This window comes from uncultured Pedobacter sp., from assembly GCF_913776295.1.
In the GTDB taxonomy this organism is placed as follows: Bacteria; Bacteroidota; Bacteroidia; order Sphingobacteriales; family Sphingobacteriaceae; genus Pedobacter.
This window is the reverse complement of record NZ_CAJYOJ010000013.1, coordinates 51627-71159: the sequence shown is the minus strand read 5'-3', so window position 1 is coordinate 71159 and position 19533 is coordinate 51627. Positions and strand designations below refer to the sequence as shown.

The window sequence follows — 19533 nt, the reverse complement described above, 5'->3', positions numbered from 1 at the left end:
AATTAGCTTGGATTAACCTTTTTGCCGGTTTTACTGGCTATCATCTCCCTGGCATCTTTAATCTGGGTTTTATATTGATTGGTTTTGATGGAGTTGGCCAACCATTCGGCCGATTTAAGATCTCTCAGCGCAAGTGTGAAATCCTTCTTTTTAATTTTGACCTGAGCAATACCGAGAATTGATTCGATATAGGCATTGTTGCTTTTTAATTGTTTTGCCAAAATACCTTGCTGGGTATAGAACCACATGGATTGGGTATATTTTGTATTGGCCAGATAAACTTTGCCCAATAAGTTATAGGTATTCATTATTCCCGCCCTGTTCCCGGTTTTAGAATAATTTTTTAGCGCTACGTTTAAAAGAATCTGTTCAGCATCTGCGAAACGGCCAAGCTGATAGTGCATATTGCTCATCTTGATCACGGCCAGGCCATACCTATTGAAGTTTTTTACGGAATTATATTCAAAAGCTGCCTTGCCAAATAAGGTGAGGGCCTCGTTGTAATCGCCTTTTCGCTCAAAATCTTCTGCTTCCTGAAAAAAAGAATTTCCATCCTCCAGTTCAAACTTAGATACAGCAATACTGATCGCACTACCATTAGGTTCCTGGATCTCAGATTTATCCAGATTTTGAGCTTGTAGTTGTAATGATACAAAAAGGCTGATTAAAGCCAATACAATTTTGGTCATGCAACAAAAATAATACTTTAAATCTAATTTCAGCTAAATACCTGTAAATTAACATCAAAAGATGCCCAAACCATGTAAGGGTGCGAATCGCAATGGTAAATTTCACCTGTTGCAGAAATACCAACCACACCGGCAAAGCCATCAAAAGCTTGAAGTTCTGCAAAAGATTTATCTGATGCTTCTTTTAAAGAAAAACCATCGGTAACGCGGGTTACAATTTTTGCAGCCAAAGCACCGCTTACAATATCTTCACCTACTCCCGTACAGGATATACCTGCGTGCTGATTGGCATAGTTGCCTGCTACGGTTGCAGAATCGCTCACCCGGCAGGGGATTTCAAATCCTTTTCCGCCAGTAGATGTTGCAGCTGCTAAGTTGCCATTTGCATCAAGCGCTACGCAGCCTACCGTTCCTTTATTGTTCTTTTGGTTTAATTTAGCTTCGTATTCCGATTGGCGCTGTGGAGTAATGGGATTGAAATGTCCAAATCCATTTGTTCTGGCAAATTGCCGGGCACCATCACCACTTAATACTCGGTCATCATATGCGAGTAGTTCCTGTGCAATCTGTATAGGATTTTTTACATCTTCTACATTAATAACCCCACTAAATTTCTCCGTTTTGCCATCCATCAGGGCCGCACTCAACCTTACTTTTCCGTCACTCTGGATCTGCGAACCAATACCTGCATTAAACAGCTCGTTATCTTCCAGCAGTGCAACAGTATAAACAACGGTTTCCAAAGCGGTATGCGTTTTTAAATACTCGTGCCCAAGTGTAACAATTGAAGCTAAGGCATCTTGTTTTGCTTTTTTCGTTTCCTGGTTGGTAGACGATTCGCTGAAGAAACCGCCATGTATGATTAGTTTCATGAGTTAGATTTTAGTGTTGAGATGTGTGATATGAGAAAATACCCACAGCATGATGATTGAAATTTATTGAACCCTAAACCTTAAAGATAGCGTGAAGCATAAGGATATGGTTCTAAGCCTTAAACCCTAAACCTTCAACCTTCCACCTTTAGGCAATAGGAACAACCTTTGGATGATGGATTACTAGGCTATGGTCTGTTAGATCGTAAACGTCACCATCGCACATTACATGTACCACCATGTTTTTAATAGAAACAGGCTGCCCCATTTCTACATCGGTTAAATTGGTATCGGCCATAGTGCGGCCATCTACTAAAATTACCATTCCGGAGCCTATGGCTTCCATTTTATGGCCATCAGATATGAAAAGCCCGGTGTCTTCGCCGAGTCCGATCCCTAAAATACCAGGATTACTGGCTGCAGCATATAATAACCGGCCGATTCTGCCGCGCTGAACAAAATGAGTATCTACAATCACATCGTCAATAAAGCCTAAGCCTCCGGTAATTTTAACTTCTCCCTTAAGCAAGGCATCCTTACTGCTACCCTGATAAATCATGTTTTTGGAGCTCGCAGCAGCTCCGGCTGAAGTACCTGCAATAACCACAGGTTCGTTTCTATATTTTTCTAACAGGATCTGGTGGGTTTTAGTGCCGCCGAAGATGGAAGAAAGGCGGAGCTGATCGCCACCGGTAAAGATAATTACTTCTGCAGCTCTGATACGCTCGTAATTTTCATCAGAATTGGCTTCTTCTCGATTGGTAATATTAAGCACACCAACATTATGTACATCCAATTGTGCGTAAGCTTTAATGTATTCTTCACCAACCTTTTCAGGCATTAATGAGGCTGTGGTAATGATTTCGAAACGGGATTGAGTATCTTTTATTGATTCTGTGGTAATCCGTTTTAAAATGCCACGCTCGAAAAAATTCATATTTTCAGGCAGTCCAAATTGAGTTTCTGCAAAGCTACCAGTATTTATTGCGCCACCAATGATGATGAGTTTACCTTTCGGAACCATTCTTTGTGTATTATAGTGTATCAAAAAACCCAAATATATAGGCTTAAGATAAAAAACACGACTTTTTTTGTCAAGAATTTCAATTTATTAACAAAAAGTTAAAATTCCCTGATCTAAAATTCACTGGATTGTACTTGAAAATAAAACAAATACAGCTTAAAATTGATTTAGCTAAATGGAAGGTCTATTTTCAAAATAAATGCATAATTTACAGTCGTCAATTTCAATCTTAATATGGAGTATAAAGAGTTGTTCCTAAATTCTCCTCTTTGCAAAAAAAACGGACAAAACATTACATGAAGATATTAAATATACAAGTATTAAGAGGACCAAACATATGGTCTATTAACCGGAAAAAATTGATCCAGATGCGATTGGACCTGGAAGATCTGGAGCAAAAACCAACAAACGTAATAGAAGGATTTAGCGAAAGGATGGAGAAATTGTTGCCAAGCATGTTTACCCATCGTTGCTCAAAAGGTGTTGAAGGTGGCTTTTTTACACGTGTGAAAGAGGGAACCTGGATGGGACACGTAATTGAGCATATTGCGCTTGAAATTCAGACGCTTGCTGGTATGGAAACCGGATTTGGCAGAACACGCATGACCAAAACCGAAGGCATTTATAATGTTGTTTTTAGTTACCTGGAAGAGAAGGTGGGCGTTTATGCTGCCGAAGCATCGGTGAAAATTGCCGAGGCTTTGATCAACAATGAAGAGTACGATCTGGAACACGATATCCGCAGGATGAAGGAAATACGTGAACTGGAAGCCTTAGGCCCTAGTACAGGTTCGATTGTTGAGGAAGCCGTAAAGAGAAGCATTCCATGGATTAGATTGAATAAAAGTTCGTTGGTACAGTTGGGCTATGGTAAAAACCAGGTACGTTTTAGGGCCACCATGACCGAAAAAACCAGCAGTATTGCAGTAGATATTGCCAGTAATAAGGAAGAAACGAAACGTTTACTTACAGAAGCTGCTATTCCGGTAGCATCTGGAGTAACCATTTCAAATCCTGATGATCTGGAAGCTGCTGTTAAAAAGGTGGGATTTCCTCTCGTTTTTAAACCACTTGATGGCAACCATGGAAAAGGTGCAACCATTAATGTAAAAACAATGGAAGGTGCTGTGGCAGCTTTTGAGTATGCCAAAACGTATTCTAGAAGGGTTATTATTGAAAAATACATTACCGGATTTGACTTCCGGGTGCTGGTGATAGATCATAAAGTGGTTGCTGCGGCGCAACGCGATCCGGCACATGTAAAAGGAAACGGTATCCATACCATCCAGGAATTAATTGACAAGGAAAATGAAGATCCACGCCGTGGTTATGGCCATGAAAATGTGCTAACCGAAATAGCAGTTGATCGTGATACGTTGGATTTGTTAGCCAAAAAAGAATATACCTTAGAAACCGTTCCGGAAAAGGGAGAGGTGGTTTATTTGAAATCAACCGCTAATTTAAGTACTGGCGGAACATCCATTGATGTGACCGATATTGTTCACCCACAGAATATTTTTATCTGCGAGAGGATTTCGAGGGTAATCGGATTGGATATCTGCGGTATCGACATTATGGCGCAGAACCTTACCCAGCCTTTGACCGAAAATGGAGGTGTGGTATTGGAAGTGAATGCTGCCCCGGGTTTCAGAATGCATTTGGCACCGAGCGAAGGTTTGCCGCGTAACGTTGCGGCACCGGTAATTGATATGTTATATCCACAGGGTAAATTATCACAAATCCCGATTATTGCCGTAACGGGAACCAATGGAAAAACCACCACCACGCGCTTAATTGCGCACATTATCCGTAGCAATGGCAAACGTGTAGGTTTCACCACCAGTGATGGTGTGTATGTGCACAATACCATGTTGATGAAAGGCGATACCACCGGACCGGTAAGTGCCGAATTCATTTTAAAAGACCCGACAGTGGAGTTTGCGGTACTGGAAACTGCCCGTGGCGGAATTTTGAGGGCGGGTTTAGGATTTAATGCCTGCGATATCGGTGTGGTGACCAACATTCAGGAAGATCACCTGGGGCTTTCTGATATTCATAATCTTGACGATTTAACGAGAGTTAAAGCCGTTGTAATTGGGGCGGTGCGCCGGAAAGGCTGGGCCGTTTTAAATGCCGATAATGGTTATTGTGTTCGGATTGCCAAAGATGCCCGTTGCAATGTGGCTTATTTTAGCATGGATGAAAATAATCCTGTAATAAAAGAGCATTGCAAGAAAGGTGGTATTGCGGCTATTTACGAAAATGGATACATCACCATCAAAACGGGCGACTGGAAATTAAGGGTAGATAAAGCCACCCACATTCCTTTAACTTTTGGTGGGTCTGTAAATTTCATGATCCAGAATGTGCTTGCTGCGACGCTGGCAACTTATTTATGGGGATATAAGCCAGAGGATATCCGCTTATCATTAGAAACCTTTATCCCATCTGCGGCGCATACACCAGGTAGAATGAATGTTTTCAGGTTCAAAGATTTTAAAGTACTGGTTGATTTTGCGCACAATCCTGATGGGTTTAATGGCGTGAAAGGTTTCTTGCAAGGTGTTGAGGCAACAGAACAGGTTGGAATTATTTCGGCAACAGGAGATAGAAGAGATGAGGATATTTTGGAAACTGCCCGTATTTCTGCCCAGATGTTTGACAAGATTTATATCTGCCAGGAGAAATATCTTCGTGGCCGGCAACAGCAGGAACTGGTTGATTTGCTGATTAAAGGCATAAGAGAGATCGATCCTAATAAGGAAATTATTGTAAACCATAAAAGTACAGCTTGTTTACAGATTGCCATTGAAACCGCTAAAAAAGGTTCTTACCTTACCATTTTAAGCAATACGATTGATAATACGATCCAGCGAGTTACTGAACATTTGGATAGGGAATTGGAATCATAATGTCCTAATTGAGTTTTCGCTTCAAAAGATCGTCATTTCGAGCGAAATGCAATGAAGCCGAGAACCACGAAGTGCTCAGCGAAGCTAAATCTGCCGAGATAGATCTCCCCGCCTGTCCGGACAGGCCTGTCCGCACAGGCGGGCATTCCGCAATGCTTCAGTCAAGATGACGAAATAATAAAATGAAAAACCTCCTCTGATTATGATCAAAGGAGGTTTTTCATTATGTAATGATTTGCTGATTAAGCCTGAGCGTCACGTAATCTTTTGATTTCATCGTGCGACTGTCTTAAAGCTGCTTTTTGGTCTGAAATTAATTCTCTGATATTTGAAGGGATATCATCTGCCTCTAAAGCCATTTTATAGGCATTTTGTGCAGCATCTTCACCAAACTCGCAATTGTTTAACACTGTTTTGCGGTCGTGGCCGGTAAACAAGGCTTTAACATCCATCCAGGCCCTGTAAATTTTACCTGAATTGGTAGTTCCGGTTTCAATATCTTCACCCAAAGCAGACACTTCTGTTGCCAATGCCATTTTATATTTTTGACTTTCGCTTATCATATTCAAAAATAACGTCCTCAAATCGGCATCTTCATCCTTTAATTCCTGACGGGCTTTTTCATAACCTTCAATACGATCGTTATTAATTTGGATCAAATCATTTAATACTTCTGCTGTTTCTGTTGTCGTTTTCATGTTTTATATTTTTATAGTTTCGATGTATAAAAGCAACATGAGCAATCAAAAAAAGTTTGTCATTTTTTACAACGGCCTACAACATGGAGTGATATGGGCTATCAGATGAGAGATAGTAGCTTGTTATTATTTTTTGGAAAAATATTGTGTCAGCTTTTCTTTTACGAAACGCCTCACCCGGGTAACCATATTACCTTTTCGCTTAATCAGAAAGCGTTTAATGGCCTGATAGGCAACGGGATCTTCAGCTATTACTGTTGGGAATTCGACAATTGGTTTAGGGTTGATAACGACATTATAAATATCGTTGATTCCTGAATGTACGCCAGTGCCATCGTGGCCAATGTTGTTTACGAGTGATTGCGACGGGTTAAGTGTAATTCCACCTTTTAAAAATATGGAAGCATACCATCTTATGGCCCAGCTATTGTTTTTCCCTTTTTTAAAGTCCTGCACCTGTTTCCAGAAATTCATTTTATGATCAATGGAAAACGCAGCTCTTTTCTTTTTATCAAACTGTTTGATCAGAACATCAATATCTGGTTCGAAATTTTTCCAAGCCCTTCCCCATGTAGCCCAACCCCAACTGGTGGCTGCCCTGTAAAAAAACGATTGAGGAAGGTTATTTGCCTTTAAGGGATACATATAAGCGCCAATATGCATCACTTTTTCTTCTTCACTATAGCGGTTTAAGGCTTCGTTAAAATAGTGCAAAGTGTGCGGAGAGGTAATCAGGTCATCTTCAAAAACAATTACCTGACCGTATTCTTCTATAAGCTGGGTAACACCTGCAATTACCGAATTGGCCAAGCCTGCGTTATGCTTTCTCTCGATGACTTTAACGGATTTAAAGCCCTTTGTTTTATTGATGATTTTCCTCACGGCAACCACATTTTCTTCATCCCGAACGGTTTTTGCACCATCAGAAAAGATATACAAATAGCTTTCAGCAGCCAGTTCGTTCTGTTGCAGGAATTCTAACGTGCGCTCAGTATGCTGCGGACGGTTGTATACGAAGAGAGCTATAGGAGCAAGGTTTTGCATGTTGTTTTATTTCAATTACCGATTTTTAATTAAAGTGTTCTTCATCTCGACTGAAACGCAGTGGAATGGAGAGATCTGTCTGGATAGATTTAGCTTCGCTGAGCACTTCGTGGTTCTCGGCTCCGTTTCACTTCGCTCGAAATGACGATAACCAGAGCATCCTCTTTACCACCTAAAATATCTGCAGATCCTGATCTGATTTTTGGGTTAACACGGTATAGGCATTGGCAAACTGTTCCTGCTTTTTCCTTCCCAGTAAATTACCCAAGGTTTTCTTTATGCGATATTCCAGTTCTATTTTCAGACTTTTAGTAAATGTTCTAGCTGCTTTTCTATTCACAAACTCATTAAATTTTACGGTTTCGGTAGCTGTCATCGATATCTTATCAGCTAAGATTTCCAGCCCTTCGCTTTGTAGTAAAAACCGGAGCAAAGTTGGAGTGTACATGTTAATGTGCCCATAATCAAGGAAGTGTTTCATGCGTTTGTCTACATCAAAACGGTAATCTTTCGGTACTTCCACTACAATATATTTAGCTACGCGTTTTAATTCTCTGATGAGTATCCGTTCATGCTCTACATGCTCTAAAACGTGCGCAAGGATAATCAGATCAAATGTATTATCTTGGTAAGGGATTTTATAGCCATCAAAAGTCTGGGCTTCTTTTAAGCTGGGGAGGTTACGATCTTTTATTAGGTCGACACCACTTTGTGCAATTTCTAAAGCATAAAGTTCTGGTGCGAAATGCCATTCATTTAAAAAATGTAAAATACTGCCATCTCCGGCGCCAACCTCAAGCACTTTTTTGGGTTTTAGTCCTTTGCATACCTCAACAATGTTCTGGGCCTTATATTTTGCCCCGAGCATCCTCCATGCCACATCGCTGTTGGTATAAAAATTATCGTAGGCTGTTTTTACTTCTTCAGTTAACATGGAGCTGGTATTATTAATTGCGATAAAAATAGTTAAATTTAGTAAATACCAAGTTTTTTTCCTGTCTTAACGTTTCTATGTGGGTGGAAGGGGGATCCGACATTGAATCTACACCAAATGTTAATATTGGCGACCTCAATCATTCGCCGATATACAAATTCTGAAAGGATAAGGTTATACCTTTTTTGCAAAAACTTAACGTACCTGCGTTTACCGGTTAAATATTTTTTGGAATGCGGTGACCAAAAATAATGATTTTAGCATCATAATACCTTGTTTACGTGTTTTTGGAATCAATAAAAGATAAAATGTGGAGCTTGCACAGGCAACTAATGTAGCAATCGAGGCTCCAACTCCTGCGTACAATGGGATTAACCAAAGATTGAGCAAAATATTTAATACAGCTCCACATGCAGTTCGATAGAAAGAAATTTTAGTGAAACCTTCTGCAAGCAGAAACTGAGAACTTGCACTTCCAAGAAATACAAAAACCCCAGACCATATATGGATCGGTAACATGGTTTCCGCTCCTTCAAAACGGTTCTCGTAAATAATATCGATTATAAATGATGATGTGAAAGTAATGATTACCGCCACTGGCAAGCTTATGGCGACTAATAAATCGTAGAGGTTTTGCAACCTTTTTAGATAACGTTCATGATCCGTTTTTCTAGCAAGGATAAGTGCTGGGAAAACCGAGGTTACAATAGCCACGGGTATAAAATACCATGCCTCACTTATTTTTGCCGCAGCAGAATAAATCCCCACAGCTTTACTTCCCTCAGTTTTTAGCATTACTTGATCTATCTTCATATAAATAGAAACCATTACTGCCGACAAAATAAGTGGTGCCGATTGTTTGAGCAAAGACTTTGCCCTGCTTTTCTTAAAGTGCCATTTAGATATTTCGAATCCCTTTAATCGATACACTAACATCAGGCCAGAAGCCAAAATAAATCCATCAAAAACCAATGCCCATGCAAACCAGATAACCGGAAGATGCAGTATTACCAGCACTATTTTTACCAATGCAGAAAGTATTACACAGATATTCTGAACCTGAACTACATATTTAGACTGTACTTGTGATTGAAAATAGGAATCAATTACGTTAAATGATTTAAAGAAAGCGGCAAAGGATAAAAGTATTACAACATAAGTAAGTGGAGCGCCCGGATTATTCGATAGGCGATGGAATATAAGATATAAACCAATAGATATAGGAATGAGCAATAGATTTACACTTAATCTTAAAAATAATGAAGTCCCTAGAATTTCATCCTTTTTAGATGGATCGTTTATGATTTCACGAATAATAAAAGTATCTAAACCCAATGCACCGATAGCGGCAGCTATTGCTGTAAATGCATCTGCAAAGCTCAGGTCGCCAAAAGATACAGGCCCTAAAAATCTGGCAACCATAAAGCCAACTACCATACTTAAAATCCGCCCGAACATTAACCAACCCGTATTCTTCAAATACTTGTTAAATGCGGCTTCATCAAAACCTTTTATGGTGGGTAATTTCATTAGCGCAAAGATGTAAAAAAATGTGCGTTAAGTGAGGCAGCCCGAATTCAAATATTTATTCCCGGTTTGGAAACCAGCCTTCACGTTTGGTTTTCAAAACTTTTGTCTCTGTGGTTTTGGCCTTAGGTGTTGGAATTGGTGCTGGGTTTGCAGTAGTGGCTGCTTTGCTGTTCGATGGTGCACCAACTGCAAAACCATTCATGTGATCAGCCCGGCCGTGATGTGGATTTGAGAAGAAAAAAACATATTTAATGGCCATAGATTTCAGGATTAATCAGATATTAATTTAAAACTGAAAACTCTTTTCTATTCTTTCTAACTGTTTGAGGTGGTGCTTTAGATGTATCTCTATAAACCTGAGCCATTGTTTAGCATTTAAATAACCTAATCTTGGATGTTTCGTTTTGCTGTTGGCTTTTGCATGTTCAAGTAATGCATAATTATCGTTCAAAGCTTTTTCAAATTCCAAGATCAAGTTGAGGGCTTCTGTTTTACTGATCTTTTTTATGCGCTCTTCCAGCCGTTTCGGCACTTTATACTTTTGTGCCGGAGGTAATGCGCCCAGTAATAAAATCAGCTTCACCATAAAATGAGTAGGCTTTTCTTCGCCTTTACCATTTGCTGCATGGGCAAAGGCAATTAATGAAAGGAGGCTCGAGTCAAAAATATGCGAGTATACCTCGCTATAACTCCAGCCAGAAATTGGCGGAGTAATCTGGAAAATATCATCAGGATAACGCGATAATTTCGATTTGTAGGCATCCACAACCTGATGTATCGATGCCTTCACTTTTGTAGCCGTCATATCATAAAGATAAGTTGAATTGCCGCTTCTCCAAATATTTTAAAATTTGGGTTTATGATAGGGAAATTCAAATGTTTCAGCAATTATAAAATAATTTGTTGATTTATAACTGTTTGATAGACGTTGTCGATTATAAAGTTTTATATTGATTTTTAACGATTTATACCGAACTTCAGGTGGTTACACTAAAAAAGTTTCAACAGCTCTTCTAAATGAAAGATTTCCTTTTTTACATCTTCAGGTTTTTCTTTCCGCAATGGATTAAAAAAGATGGCATCTATACCGAAATTTAACGCACCATAAATATCAGCTTCGAGGCTATCACCAATCATGATACTTTCTTCTTTCAGAGCCTTTGCCTGATCCAATGCATATTCAAAAATGATTGGGCTGGGTTTGTTTGCGCCCACATCTTCTGAGATAATTACATTTTTAAAATAGGGGTTAAGATTGGATAGGTTCATTTTGGTTAAGGTAGTTTCCTTGAAACCATTGGAAATGATATGCAGTGTATATTTTTGCTGTAGATAAGCTAAAACATGTTCAGCACCTTCAAATAAATTGGTTTTGGTAGGTGAAATATTAACATAATCATCTTCAAACTGATGAGGCACAGCGTCAGGATGAATACCCAATTGAATAAAGGTTTTGCTAAACCGCTCCGATCTTAAAAAGTCTTTGGTGATTTTACCTAAATGATAATCGGCCCATAACTGATGGTTATTTTCGGTATAGGTAGTAATAAAATCGGCACAGGATTTAAGGCCGAGTGTATTTAACTGATAAGTGTGATAAAGTTCATTTAATGTTTCTTCAGCATTGCGGTCAAAATCCCAGATGGTATGGTCGAGGTCGAAGAAGATGTGTTTTTTCATTTATAATATTTTAACAAAGGTAACTGAATGATCTCTGATTTACAGATAATCGGAGTTCGATTATTTATTGCCGTTTTTCTTTTTTTAGTACTGTGATGCAGAAGCTTTTTTGCCAAACCCGATTGAAGCGAATACGAAGTAAAGCGAAAAGCGGGGCTATCCACCACCCCGGATTATTGCATGCTCATCCCCAAATCCTATTTCGGTGATCGCGACACCAGCCCATAGTATTATATTCTTATTGAAAGGAGCGCAGGTTTAGTACAAAACACTGGGTTTCCTCCCGTCTTCCGCTTTTACGCTTCGCTGCCTCGTTCCTCGTTGCTGCAGGGTACCGCTGCAACCGGGGCTAGATGGCTACACCTGCATTTCATTTTCGGGGTGTTGGGTGCAGAAGCCTTTGTTGCTAAACCCGGATTAAAGCGAACACAAAGTGAAACGGAGTAAAGCGAAAAGCGGGGCTGCACGCCGCCAAGCAATACTGCATGCTCATTTCCTAAAATCTATTTCGGTCGGTGCGGCACCAACCTACAGGATAATGAAATTAGGTGCGATAACCCTGGTAGGACATTTATCCACGTTCGGATAGGTAGGGCGCAACTTTTGAATCAATTTCTTCGATAAGCTCCTTATCCATGTATTGATAATCGTCAGGGATATCCAAGATGATTATTTCTTTTTCATAAACTTCCTGAGGGAAACGATCCGTTATTCTTTGTTTGTGTTTTTTTTCCATCACAAAAATCACATCAGCCCATTCAATCATTTTTGCATTGATTTTAATCCTTGCTGATGGTTCGGTTCCGGCTGATCGCACCTGTTGCCCGGGGTGATTTTTATACATGGTTTCGGCAGTTGCGCTACGCCACTTATTTCTGCTGCATACAAAGAGGATATTCATTTATATTAAACGTTACAGACTCCGGACTAAAGACTCCAGACTGAGGACTAACCTAAACCTTTTCTCCATAAGCTAAATCGCCCGCATCGCCAAGGCCCGGTACAATGTAAGATTTACTGGTCATTTCCTGATCTATTGCCCCGAGCCAAAGTTTGGCTTTAGGCAGGTTGGCACGTACATGCGCAACACCTTCTGCACTCGCTATTGCCGCAACGATATGAAGCTCGGCAATTTTGTAGCGGTTAATCAGCTCTTTACAGCACATCACCATGCTTTGTCCGGTGGCCAGCATCGGGTCGGCCATAATCAAAACTTTTCCTTCTAAATCCGGAGTAGAAATGTAATCCATCTGAATAATAAAATCACCTCCTTTATTTGCCTTGCGGTAAGCAGAAATAAAGCAGCATTCAGCTTTATCGAAGATATTGAGCAGGCCTTGCTGGAGTGGAAGCCCTGCCCTGAGTATGGTAGCCAGAACGGGTTGTTCGCTCAACACTTCGCAAGAAGATACCCCTAATGGCGTTACGGTTTCCCGGGCCACATATTTTAATGATTTGCTGATCTCGTAGGCAAAAAATTCGCCCAGCCGCTCCATATTTTTGCGGAAACGCATAGCATCTTTTTGGATATGTTCATCCCGGAGTTCGGCTATGAAGGTATTAGCAATAGATTTTGTCTTGCTGATATCAAAAATCATGATTTTGTTTTTGGAATATTATGGTTGCAACAATGGGTTCAATCATTAAATTTAGCAATTCTAAGCGGAATAAGGTCAGTTAAAATCAATTCGCTGCATAACGCAGGCTTTCTTCGAAGAGTAATTTTAATTTCTTGTATTTGGGATGGCCTGACAGACTTTTCAGGCTCCAACTGCTGTAAAGGGACCCGTTTACTACCTTAACCGCATCAATGTAGTGATATACTTCTTTTACGGCCTCTTCTCGGGTTAAAAACTGAAGGCTGTGGTCGGTTAAACAATAAGGGTTAATCATCAACGGTGTAACTTTCTCCAGCTGCAGATCATACCAGTTGAACGGAGTACACGTACCTGCCCTAAATCCTGTTACATGGCTATAACCCATCGAATAATCGGCGCTAATTCCTGAATTAAGCATATTTAAATAACATACCGGGAATTTTAATGCATCCAGCTGTTGGGCGGTCAACTTAATGAGATCTGGATGTATTTTTTTGAGCTTTACCAAGCCTTCTTTAATTTCAGCCATCTTTTGCTGGCTACTGGTGCATGGACTTAACAAACCTACCGATTGATTGCTCAAGGCTTTAGATATATGATCTATCTTGAAAAAATTAACCGGAACATCAGGAAAATCGACAAAATAAAGCGGATTACTTTTTTTTGAAACCAAGATTTCTTTTACTTCTTCAAGTACTTGTTCGTTATTGATGCCAATTCCCATTAACCTGTCAAATTTCGAACTCAGGTAATTATTCTCTTTTTTAAATAAAGTGCTGAAAATAAATTTGGTCTTATTTAAGAAACCCTCTGGCAAATGGGTTAACATACTAAAATGGATGGTAGGCTGGTGATGAAATTTCTTCTCCTGAAATTTGAAGTTGGGGTGTTTCTTTTTGATGAGACTTTTAATCATCAATGCCCACTCATCTATAATCGGCTTATCCAGCATCCGCCATTTATGCTGATAACTTTTGGATGCCTTAAAGGCTTCTTCCGTGTTTTGCTGATGAAGGTATTCTTCGTACCGGCTGATCATAAAAAAGGAGGCCGCAAAAACATCGAAAGGTAAAGCAGACCGATCAACCGGAAAAGGTACCTGATATTCCCCAAATGGTATGGTTTTGAGTTTAATATCTTCTAATTTATTGGAGAAAAGCAATGGTGTGCTTTTAAAGAAAATTTCTTCGCCCAAAGGCTCATCGCCATAACTGATTTTGATGTGTTCGCTCTGCAAAAAATGCTGGCTATTGCCTGTAAATTCTATTTCTGCTTTAAGAATATCTTTAAAAATAAAATTGAAGATATATTTAATCCGGGGCGTTAATATGTTGGAGAAGATGATTAGCTGCATAACTTATTTTAACAACGCGGTATTTAAAAAAAGAGTACAAGAATATATCTTAGCCAAATATTAACCTAAAAATATTGACCATTAAAATTAACGGTAATTTAACACCAAACCATTACCTAATACAAAAATGACAGTTAAAAGTTTGCCGTGAATTTCTTTTGGGGATAAAGGATTTTAGTGCTTTTACGGTTGTTGCCCTTCACCACATGAACTATACTCATTTGATCATCGAACATATCGTATAAAATGCTGTCATTAACTTCAACCGATTTTAAGGTAGCCACTTTTTCAACTTCCAGGTAAATATTGGTGGCTTCATGATCGATCTCGAACCCAATGTAGTTCATGGCAACGGTTTTGCCATTGGCTTTTAGCTGTAAATGAGCAAGCAGGTACTTTTTTACCAGTTCATCCATAGCGTTCTTTAAATTTGGATTGCTCAGATCGATTTTTTGTTTGTATAATCTGGCCAAAATAGCCTCAAAATCGTCTGAAAAGATTTTACAGCTTACTTCTAATGTTTTATCCTTTGCATTAAAGCTAACTTCAGTTGTGCTTACATGTAAGGGATGTTTTGTTCCCGCCTTAACAGAAAAAAAAGCACAGCCCAAAAACAGCAGGATATATTTTAATTTACGCATCGGGTTTTTGTTAGGAAAAGGCAAAGTTATACTTAAAGCCAATCAAATTATGGGTGTAAATAGCCAAAACAGTAACAAATTTAGTATTTATGCTTTTATTTGAAGGATATTTGGCGTTTTATAATTAAAAATATAATTTTAACTGTTGTAAACTATTTTATTTCCAATAGTTAGCTTGTTATTCAATGCCCTTACAAGATGTTATCTTTTATTTTAAATTGGGGTGGGCGCACATTATCAGTGCGGATGCTTTAGATCACCAGCTATTTGTTTTAGCCCTGGTGGCTATTTATAGCTATGTGAATTTAAAGCAGGTGCTTATATTGGTTACGGCCTTTACCATCGGCCACTCATTTACCTTACTTTTAAGCGTGTTGGATATTATCAGGTTTGATAGTAAATGGGTAGAATTCCTGATTCCCTGTACCATCGTCATTACGGCAATCAGCAATTTGTTCAGGAAAAATTTTTCTTTAAAATCAATCAAGATCAATTACTTTTTGGCATTAGGTTTCGGGCTTATCCATGGAATGGGCTTTGCAAATTCCATCAGGATCATGTTGGCCAAAGATCAGCAGATTGGCTGGGGGTTGTTCGGTTTTAACATAGGCTTGGAGGCCGGGCAGGTTTTTATGGTGATTATTATTCTTTTAATTACCTATTTAATTTTCAATTATACCCGCATAAAACGTATAAGTTGGGTTTTATTTATATCAGCAGCCGTATTTAGTCTGGCTTTAAAAATGGCTTTAGAACGAATTCCTTTTTAATTAAATATACAATGAATAAACTATTTATTTTAACCGGCCTGCTCTTCTTCTCCGGAAGTTTGGCTATCGCTCAGAATATTCAGAATAACCCTGGCAGTAACCATGGGAATAAGTTTGAGCAGCTGGGTACTATTTTACCTACCCCAAACGAACAGCGTACCGCCAGTGGGGCGCCTGGTGTAAAATATTGGCAGCAGCGTGCCGATTATAATATCAAATGTGAGCTGGATGAAAAAAATCTGTTGTTAACAGGCGCTGAAACCATCACCTATACCAACAACTCTCCTGACCCTTTAACTTATATCTGGCTGCAGCTTGATGAGAATGAGCATAGCACAGACAAAAACGCAAACTACCAGGATGCGACAAAAATGCCCGCAGTAGGCACCACCAAAACTTTAGATCAGTTAAGTGCAACAGGCAACAATGGCTATGGCATCAATATTACCAAATTAACGGATGCGGCCGGCAAAAGCCTGCCTTATACGGTTAACAAAACCATGATGAGAATTGATTTGCCGGTAGCGTTAAAAACCGGGCAGAAATTCATCTTCAACATCAATTGGAACTATAAAATATCCGACAGGATGAGTGTTGGAGGTCGCGGTGGTTATGAGTTTTTTCCAGGGGATGGAAACTACCTGTTTACCATGACCCAGTGGTACCCACGTTTATGTGTATACAGCGATTTTCAGGGGTGGCAGAACCATCAGTTTACAGGTAGAGGTGAATTTGCCTTAACTTTTGGCGATTTTAAGGTGCAAATGACTGTTCCGGCAGACCACCTGGTGGGTTCAACCGGAGAGTGTATTAATTATAGTGCTGTGTTAAGCCCAACACAGTTAAGCCGGTATAATGCTGCAAAAACGGCTGCGGCACCTATAGAAATTCAAACTTTGGCTGAAGCTAAACTGGCAGAAACCAAAAAGTCTACAGCTAAAAAAACCTGGGTTTTTAATGCAAACAATGTCCGCGATTTTGCCTGGACCTCTTCCCGTAAATTTATCTGGGATGCCATGCCTCAAAAAATTCAGGCCAATAACAACACTGTAATGTGTATGAGTTTTTATGGAAAAGAAGCTTACAACCTATACAGTAAATTTTCTACACGTGCAGTGGCACATACCATTAAAACCTATTCAGATTTCACCATCCCGTATCCTTATCCCGTTGCACAAAGTATCGAAGCCGCAAATGGAATGGAATATCCGATGATCTGTTTTAATTATGGCCGTACTGATGCAGATGGTACCTATAGCGAAAGCACAAAAAACGGCATGTTAGGGGTAATTATTCATGAAGTTGGGCATAACTTTTTTCCAATGATTGTAAATAGCGACGAGCGCCAGTGGACCTGGATGGATGAAGGACTAAATTCTTTTGTAGAGTACTTAACCGAAGAACTGTGGGATAATAAGTTTCCAAGTAAAAAAGGACCTGCCTACACCATTGTTGATTACATGAAACTGCCCAAAGATGAGCTGGAGCCCATTATGACCAATTCTGAAAATATCGCACGTTTTGGTCCAAACGCCTATTCCAAACCGGCTACGGGATTAAACATTCTCCGCGAAACGATTATGGGCAGAGAACTTTTCGATTATGCATTTAAGGAATATTCGAGAAGATGGGCCTTTAAACACCCTCAACCTGCTGATCTTTTCCGTACCATGGAAGATGCCAGTGGCGAAGATTTGGATTGGTTTTGGAGAGGATGGTTTTACGGAACTGATCCGTGCGATATATCTTTAGATAGCGTGAAATTTGCAAAAGCTGATTTTCCTAAAGAAGTTCCTGCTGCCAGGGCAAGAATGGTGAAAATTGATAGGCCTGCCGTAAATGCTTTTGAGGATATTTCTAAAATCAGAAACCGCGAAGACAAAAAAATCAGCTTCTATGTAGATAAAAATACAGCGGCTCAGGATTTTTATTATAAATACGATAGAGGTCTGGTAACTGTTGATACCACTGTAGCAACGAAAATGGATATGACACCACCTGTGGAACCCGTTGCAGAGGCCGATCAAAGTAAATATGCCAACCAGTTTTTATACGAATTGAGCTTTAGCAATAAAGGTGGTTTGGTGATGCCAATCATTGTAGAATTTACTTATAAAGATGGAACAAAAGAAATAGACCGTATCCCTGCACAAATCTGGAGACACAATGAACTTAAAACTTCTAAATTCTATGTTAAAAACAAAGAAGTGGCATCAATTTTAATTGATCCGTTACGCGAAACCGCAGATATTGACACTGCTAACAATACCTGGGGCGGTAAGGCAAAAGAAAGTAAGTTCAAAGTATATAAGGCAAAAGCTGGTGGCGCCGTAAGAGGCCAATCAGTTGGTAAAAACCCAATGCAGGCTGCTACTGGGAAATAATGTATCATGATTTAACCGATCGTCATTCCCAACTTGATCGGGAATCTTAAAGCTTTAGGATAAAGAAACTTATCAAACTCCCCGTTGAACATTCGGCGGGGAGTTTCTTATTGAATCTGAGGCAAGATATTCAACAGAAAATTTTTCAGGTTGGTTACTATTATATCATTTGATGACGGGTAAGTTTCGCTTTTTGGCGTAATGATGTATTTATACTTCGGCTCCAGATCCTTTATACAGCTGATAAAGCCTTTTGATACTGAAGGCGCATTCGACAGTTTAATTTCAATACAGACTATTGGTGTAATGCCCTGAACGAGGATTAGATCACATTCTGCTCCGGTTTGTGTCCGGTAAAAGAAAAGATCAATCTGTTTGGCTTTCGTTTGATAAATCTGTTCAATGACATATCCTTCCCAGGATGCGCCCACGGCAGGGTGGCCAAAAAGATCGCTATAACCTGGAATATTTAATAGGCGATGAAGAATTCCCGTATCCCTTATATATGTTTTAGGCGACTTAATTAACCGTTTTTTTGCGTTAACAAACCATGGCTGTAATCGTCTGATCAAAAAACCTCCCTCTAAAAAATCTAAATAACGGTTTACGGTGGGCGCGCTAACGCCTAGTGATCTCGCAAAAGATTCGCCATTAAATAAATTTCCATTTAAATGGGCAAGCATACTCCAGAAGTTCCTAAGTAGCATAGGGGCTAAATCTACACCAAACATCTTGGCTAAATCTCTTTCTACATAACTTACAATAAAATCATCAATCCACTCTTTACTAATCGAGTCGTTTTCTGATAGTAGGGATTCTGGAAATCCGCCCCGAAACCAGTGTTGTTCGAAATCTATGTTATCCGGTAGTTCAGTTAGTCCGATGGGACATAATTCATGATAAGAAATTCTACCAGCAAGTGTTTCAGAAACTCCTTTGACCAATTCCGGTGAAGCAGAGCCTAACAAAATAAATCTCCCCGGGGTTCTTTTAGCATCAATCAATGGGCGTAATAAAGAAAATAATGAAGGTAATAACTGTACCTCATCAATAATTACTGTATGATCTTGGAGGCTTTCGAGAAAAGTGTAAGCATCCTGTAGTTTAGCAACGTCCCTTGGATTTTCCATATCAAGGTAGACGTAATCATGGCTTAAATCTTTTGCCAATGTCGTTTTTCCAACTTGTCGTGGCCCAAGAATAGCAATAGCAGGAGATTTTTTAAGTCTGTTTCTTAACTGGGTTGCAAGATTTCTGATAATTAACATTCACAAATATAGGTACAAACCTAGTAAATCGAAAATTAAACTTTCGGTTTACTAGGTTTGAACTTGTTTAGGCGCTTTAAATCGATATTATAGTTTTTGTCGAATTAGTTAAGGGTTGTAAATTGATCAATCTCC

Annotated in this window: 18 protein-coding genes; 3 read left to right on the top strand and 15 right to left on the bottom strand. The window is 39.4% G+C overall.

Annotation, left to right across the window (positions count from 1 at the left end; translation table 11 throughout):
* Positions 1-2 precede the first annotated feature (2 nt).
* The 3 genes from QZ738_RS02625 to QZ738_RS02615 form a co-directional block, all read right to left on the bottom strand.
* Positions 3-689 (bottom strand): hypothetical protein, encoded by a 687-nt coding sequence (locus QZ738_RS02625; RefSeq protein ID WP_293784136.1) that lies wholly within the window; start codon positions 687-689, stop codon positions 3-5.
* 29 nt (positions 690-718) lie between these two features.
* On the bottom strand, positions 719-1561 hold the full coding sequence (locus QZ738_RS02620; protein WP_293784133.1) for an isoaspartyl peptidase/L-asparaginase: 843 nt from the start codon (positions 1559-1561) through the stop codon (positions 719-721).
* 148 nt (positions 1562-1709) lie between these two features.
* Positions 1710-2585, bottom strand: a complete 876-nt coding sequence (locus tag QZ738_RS02615) for a cyanophycinase (protein ID WP_293784130.1) — start codon at positions 2583-2585, stop codon at positions 1710-1712.
* A 296-nt stretch (positions 2586-2881) separates the two neighbouring features.
* On the opposite strand from QZ738_RS02615, the gene cphA reads away from it, so the two are divergent.
* Entirely contained in the window at positions 2882-5497 is a 2616-nt protein-coding gene (gene cphA, locus QZ738_RS02610) for a cyanophycin synthetase (RefSeq protein ID WP_293784127.1), read from the top strand.
* A 242-nt stretch (positions 5498-5739) separates the two neighbouring features.
* Here cphA and QZ738_RS02605 read toward each other — a convergent pair whose 3' ends face one another.
* The 11 genes from QZ738_RS02605 to QZ738_RS02555 all read right to left on the bottom strand — a co-directional run bounded on the left by QZ738_RS02605 (position 5740) and on the right by QZ738_RS02555 (position 14976).
* Complete coding sequence (locus QZ738_RS02605; RefSeq protein ID WP_293784124.1) at positions 5740-6195, bottom strand: PA2169 family four-helix-bundle protein; 456 nt, start codon at positions 6193-6195, stop codon at positions 5740-5742.
* Between the two features lie 126 nt (positions 6196-6321).
* Complete coding sequence (locus QZ738_RS02600) at positions 6322-7239, bottom strand: sugar transferase (RefSeq protein ID WP_293784121.1); 918 nt, start codon at positions 7237-7239, stop codon at positions 6322-6324.
* A gap of 172 nt (positions 7240-7411) precedes the next feature.
* Complete coding sequence (locus QZ738_RS02595) at positions 7412-8173, bottom strand: class I SAM-dependent methyltransferase (RefSeq protein ID WP_293784118.1); 762 nt, start codon at positions 8171-8173, stop codon at positions 7412-7414.
* A gap of 210 nt (positions 8174-8383) precedes the next feature.
* Positions 8384-9703 (bottom strand): flippase, encoded by a 1320-nt coding sequence (locus QZ738_RS02590; protein ID WP_293784115.1) that lies wholly within the window; start codon positions 9701-9703, stop codon positions 8384-8386.
* A gap of 55 nt (positions 9704-9758) precedes the next feature.
* The gene (locus QZ738_RS02585; RefSeq protein WP_293784112.1) at positions 9759-9962 is read right to left on the bottom strand and encodes a hypothetical protein; all 204 of its coding nucleotides are present in this window, start codon (positions 9960-9962) and stop codon (positions 9759-9761) included.
* 27 nt (positions 9963-9989) lie between these two features.
* Positions 9990-10508, bottom strand: a complete 519-nt coding sequence (locus QZ738_RS02580) for a DinB family protein (protein WP_293784109.1) — start codon at positions 10506-10508, stop codon at positions 9990-9992.
* 185 nt (positions 10509-10693) lie between these two features.
* The gene (locus QZ738_RS02575) at positions 10694-11383 is read right to left on the bottom strand and encodes a YjjG family noncanonical pyrimidine nucleotidase (protein ID WP_293784106.1); all 690 of its coding nucleotides are present in this window, start codon (positions 11381-11383) and stop codon (positions 10694-10696) included.
* 571 nt (positions 11384-11954) lie between these two features.
* The gene (locus tag QZ738_RS02570; protein WP_293784103.1) at positions 11955-12284 is read right to left on the bottom strand and encodes a protein tyrosine phosphatase; all 330 of its coding nucleotides are present in this window, start codon (positions 12282-12284) and stop codon (positions 11955-11957) included.
* Positions 12285-12336: 52 nt separating this feature from the next.
* Positions 12337-12981, bottom strand: coding sequence for a uracil phosphoribosyltransferase (gene upp, locus QZ738_RS02565; protein WP_293784100.1), 645 nt, complete (start codon positions 12979-12981; stop codon positions 12337-12339).
* Positions 12982-13066: 85 nt separating this feature from the next.
* Positions 13067-14335 carry a hypothetical protein gene (locus tag QZ738_RS02560; protein WP_293784097.1) on the bottom strand — a complete coding sequence of 423 codons (1269 nt, stop codon included), beginning with the start codon at positions 14333-14335 and terminating at the stop codon, positions 13067-13069.
* A 134-nt stretch (positions 14336-14469) separates the two neighbouring features.
* A complete protein-coding gene (locus QZ738_RS02555) occupies positions 14470-14976 on the bottom strand; it encodes a DUF6702 family protein (RefSeq protein WP_293784094.1) in 507 nt (168 codons plus the stop codon).
* Positions 14977-15161: 185 nt separating this feature from the next.
* Here QZ738_RS02555 and QZ738_RS02550 point away from each other — a divergent pair, with 185 nt between their 5' ends.
* A complete protein-coding gene (locus QZ738_RS02550; protein ID WP_293784091.1) occupies positions 15162-15746 on the top strand; it encodes a HupE/UreJ family protein in 585 nt (194 codons plus the stop codon).
* 11 nt (positions 15747-15757) lie between these two features.
* Positions 15758-18130: a M1 family metallopeptidase gene (locus QZ738_RS02545; RefSeq protein WP_293784088.1), complete on the top strand. Its 2373-nt coding sequence runs from the start codon at positions 15758-15760 to the stop codon at positions 18128-18130.
* Positions 18131-18237: 107 nt separating this feature from the next.
* Here QZ738_RS02545 and QZ738_RS02540 read toward each other — a convergent pair whose 3' ends face one another.
* The gene (locus QZ738_RS02540) at positions 18238-19398 is read right to left on the bottom strand and encodes an ATP-binding protein (protein ID WP_293784085.1); all 1161 of its coding nucleotides are present in this window, start codon (positions 19396-19398) and stop codon (positions 18238-18240) included.
* Between the last annotated feature and the right edge of the window lie 135 nt (positions 19399-19533).

What these genes read in the sequence shown, in the direction of transcription:
- QZ738_RS02620 (WP_293784133.1), bottom strand. Translation starts at nt 1,561, where the DNA reads ATGAAACTAATCATACATGGCGGTTTCTTCAGCGAATCGTCTACCAAC.
- QZ738_RS02580 (WP_293784109.1), bottom strand. Translation starts at nt 10,508, where the DNA reads ATGACGGCTACAAAAGTGAAGGCATCGATACATCAGGTTGTGGATGCC.
- QZ738_RS02585 (WP_293784112.1), bottom strand. Translation starts at nt 9,962, where the DNA reads ATGGCCATTAAATATGTTTTTTTCTTCTCAAATCCACATCACGGCCGG.
- upp (WP_293784100.1), bottom strand. Translation starts at nt 12,981, where the DNA reads ATGATTTTTGATATCAGCAAGACAAAATCTATTGCTAATACCTTCATA.
- QZ738_RS02595 (WP_293784118.1), bottom strand. Translation starts at nt 8,173, where the DNA reads ATGTTAACTGAAGAAGTAAAAACAGCCTACGATAATTTTTATACCAAC.
- cphA (WP_293784127.1), top strand. Translation starts at nt 2,882, where the DNA reads ATGAAGATATTAAATATACAAGTATTAAGAGGACCAAACATATGGTCT.
- QZ738_RS02590 (WP_293784115.1), bottom strand. Translation starts at nt 9,703, where the DNA reads ATGAAATTACCCACCATAAAAGGTTTTGATGAAGCCGCATTTAACAAG.
- QZ738_RS02625 (WP_293784136.1), bottom strand. Translation starts at nt 689, where the DNA reads ATGACCAAAATTGTATTGGCTTTAATCAGCCTTTTTGTATCATTACAA.
- QZ738_RS02550 (WP_293784091.1), top strand. Translation starts at nt 15,162, where the DNA reads ATGCCCTTACAAGATGTTATCTTTTATTTTAAATTGGGGTGGGCGCAC.
- QZ738_RS02615 (WP_293784130.1), bottom strand. Translation starts at nt 2,585, where the DNA reads ATGGTTCCGAAAGGTAAACTCATCATCATTGGTGGCGCAATAAATACT.
- QZ738_RS02605 (WP_293784124.1), bottom strand. Translation starts at nt 6,195, where the DNA reads ATGAAAACGACAACAGAAACAGCAGAAGTATTAAATGATTTGATCCAA.
- QZ738_RS02600 (WP_293784121.1), bottom strand. Translation starts at nt 7,239, where the DNA reads ATGCAAAACCTTGCTCCTATAGCTCTCTTCGTATACAACCGTCCGCAG.
- QZ738_RS02560 (WP_293784097.1), bottom strand. Translation starts at nt 14,335, where the DNA reads ATGCAGCTAATCATCTTCTCCAACATATTAACGCCCCGGATTAAATAT.
- QZ738_RS02540 (WP_293784085.1), bottom strand. Translation starts at nt 19,398, where the DNA reads ATGTTAATTATCAGAAATCTTGCAACCCAGTTAAGAAACAGACTTAAA.
- QZ738_RS02570 (WP_293784103.1), bottom strand. Translation starts at nt 12,284, where the DNA reads ATGAATATCCTCTTTGTATGCAGCAGAAATAAGTGGCGTAGCGCAACT.
- QZ738_RS02555 (WP_293784094.1), bottom strand. Translation starts at nt 14,976, where the DNA reads ATGCGTAAATTAAAATATATCCTGCTGTTTTTGGGCTGTGCTTTTTTT.
- QZ738_RS02545 (WP_293784088.1), top strand. Translation starts at nt 15,758, where the DNA reads ATGAATAAACTATTTATTTTAACCGGCCTGCTCTTCTTCTCCGGAAGT.
- QZ738_RS02575 (WP_293784106.1), bottom strand. Translation starts at nt 11,383, where the DNA reads ATGAAAAAACACATCTTCTTCGACCTCGACCATACCATCTGGGATTTT.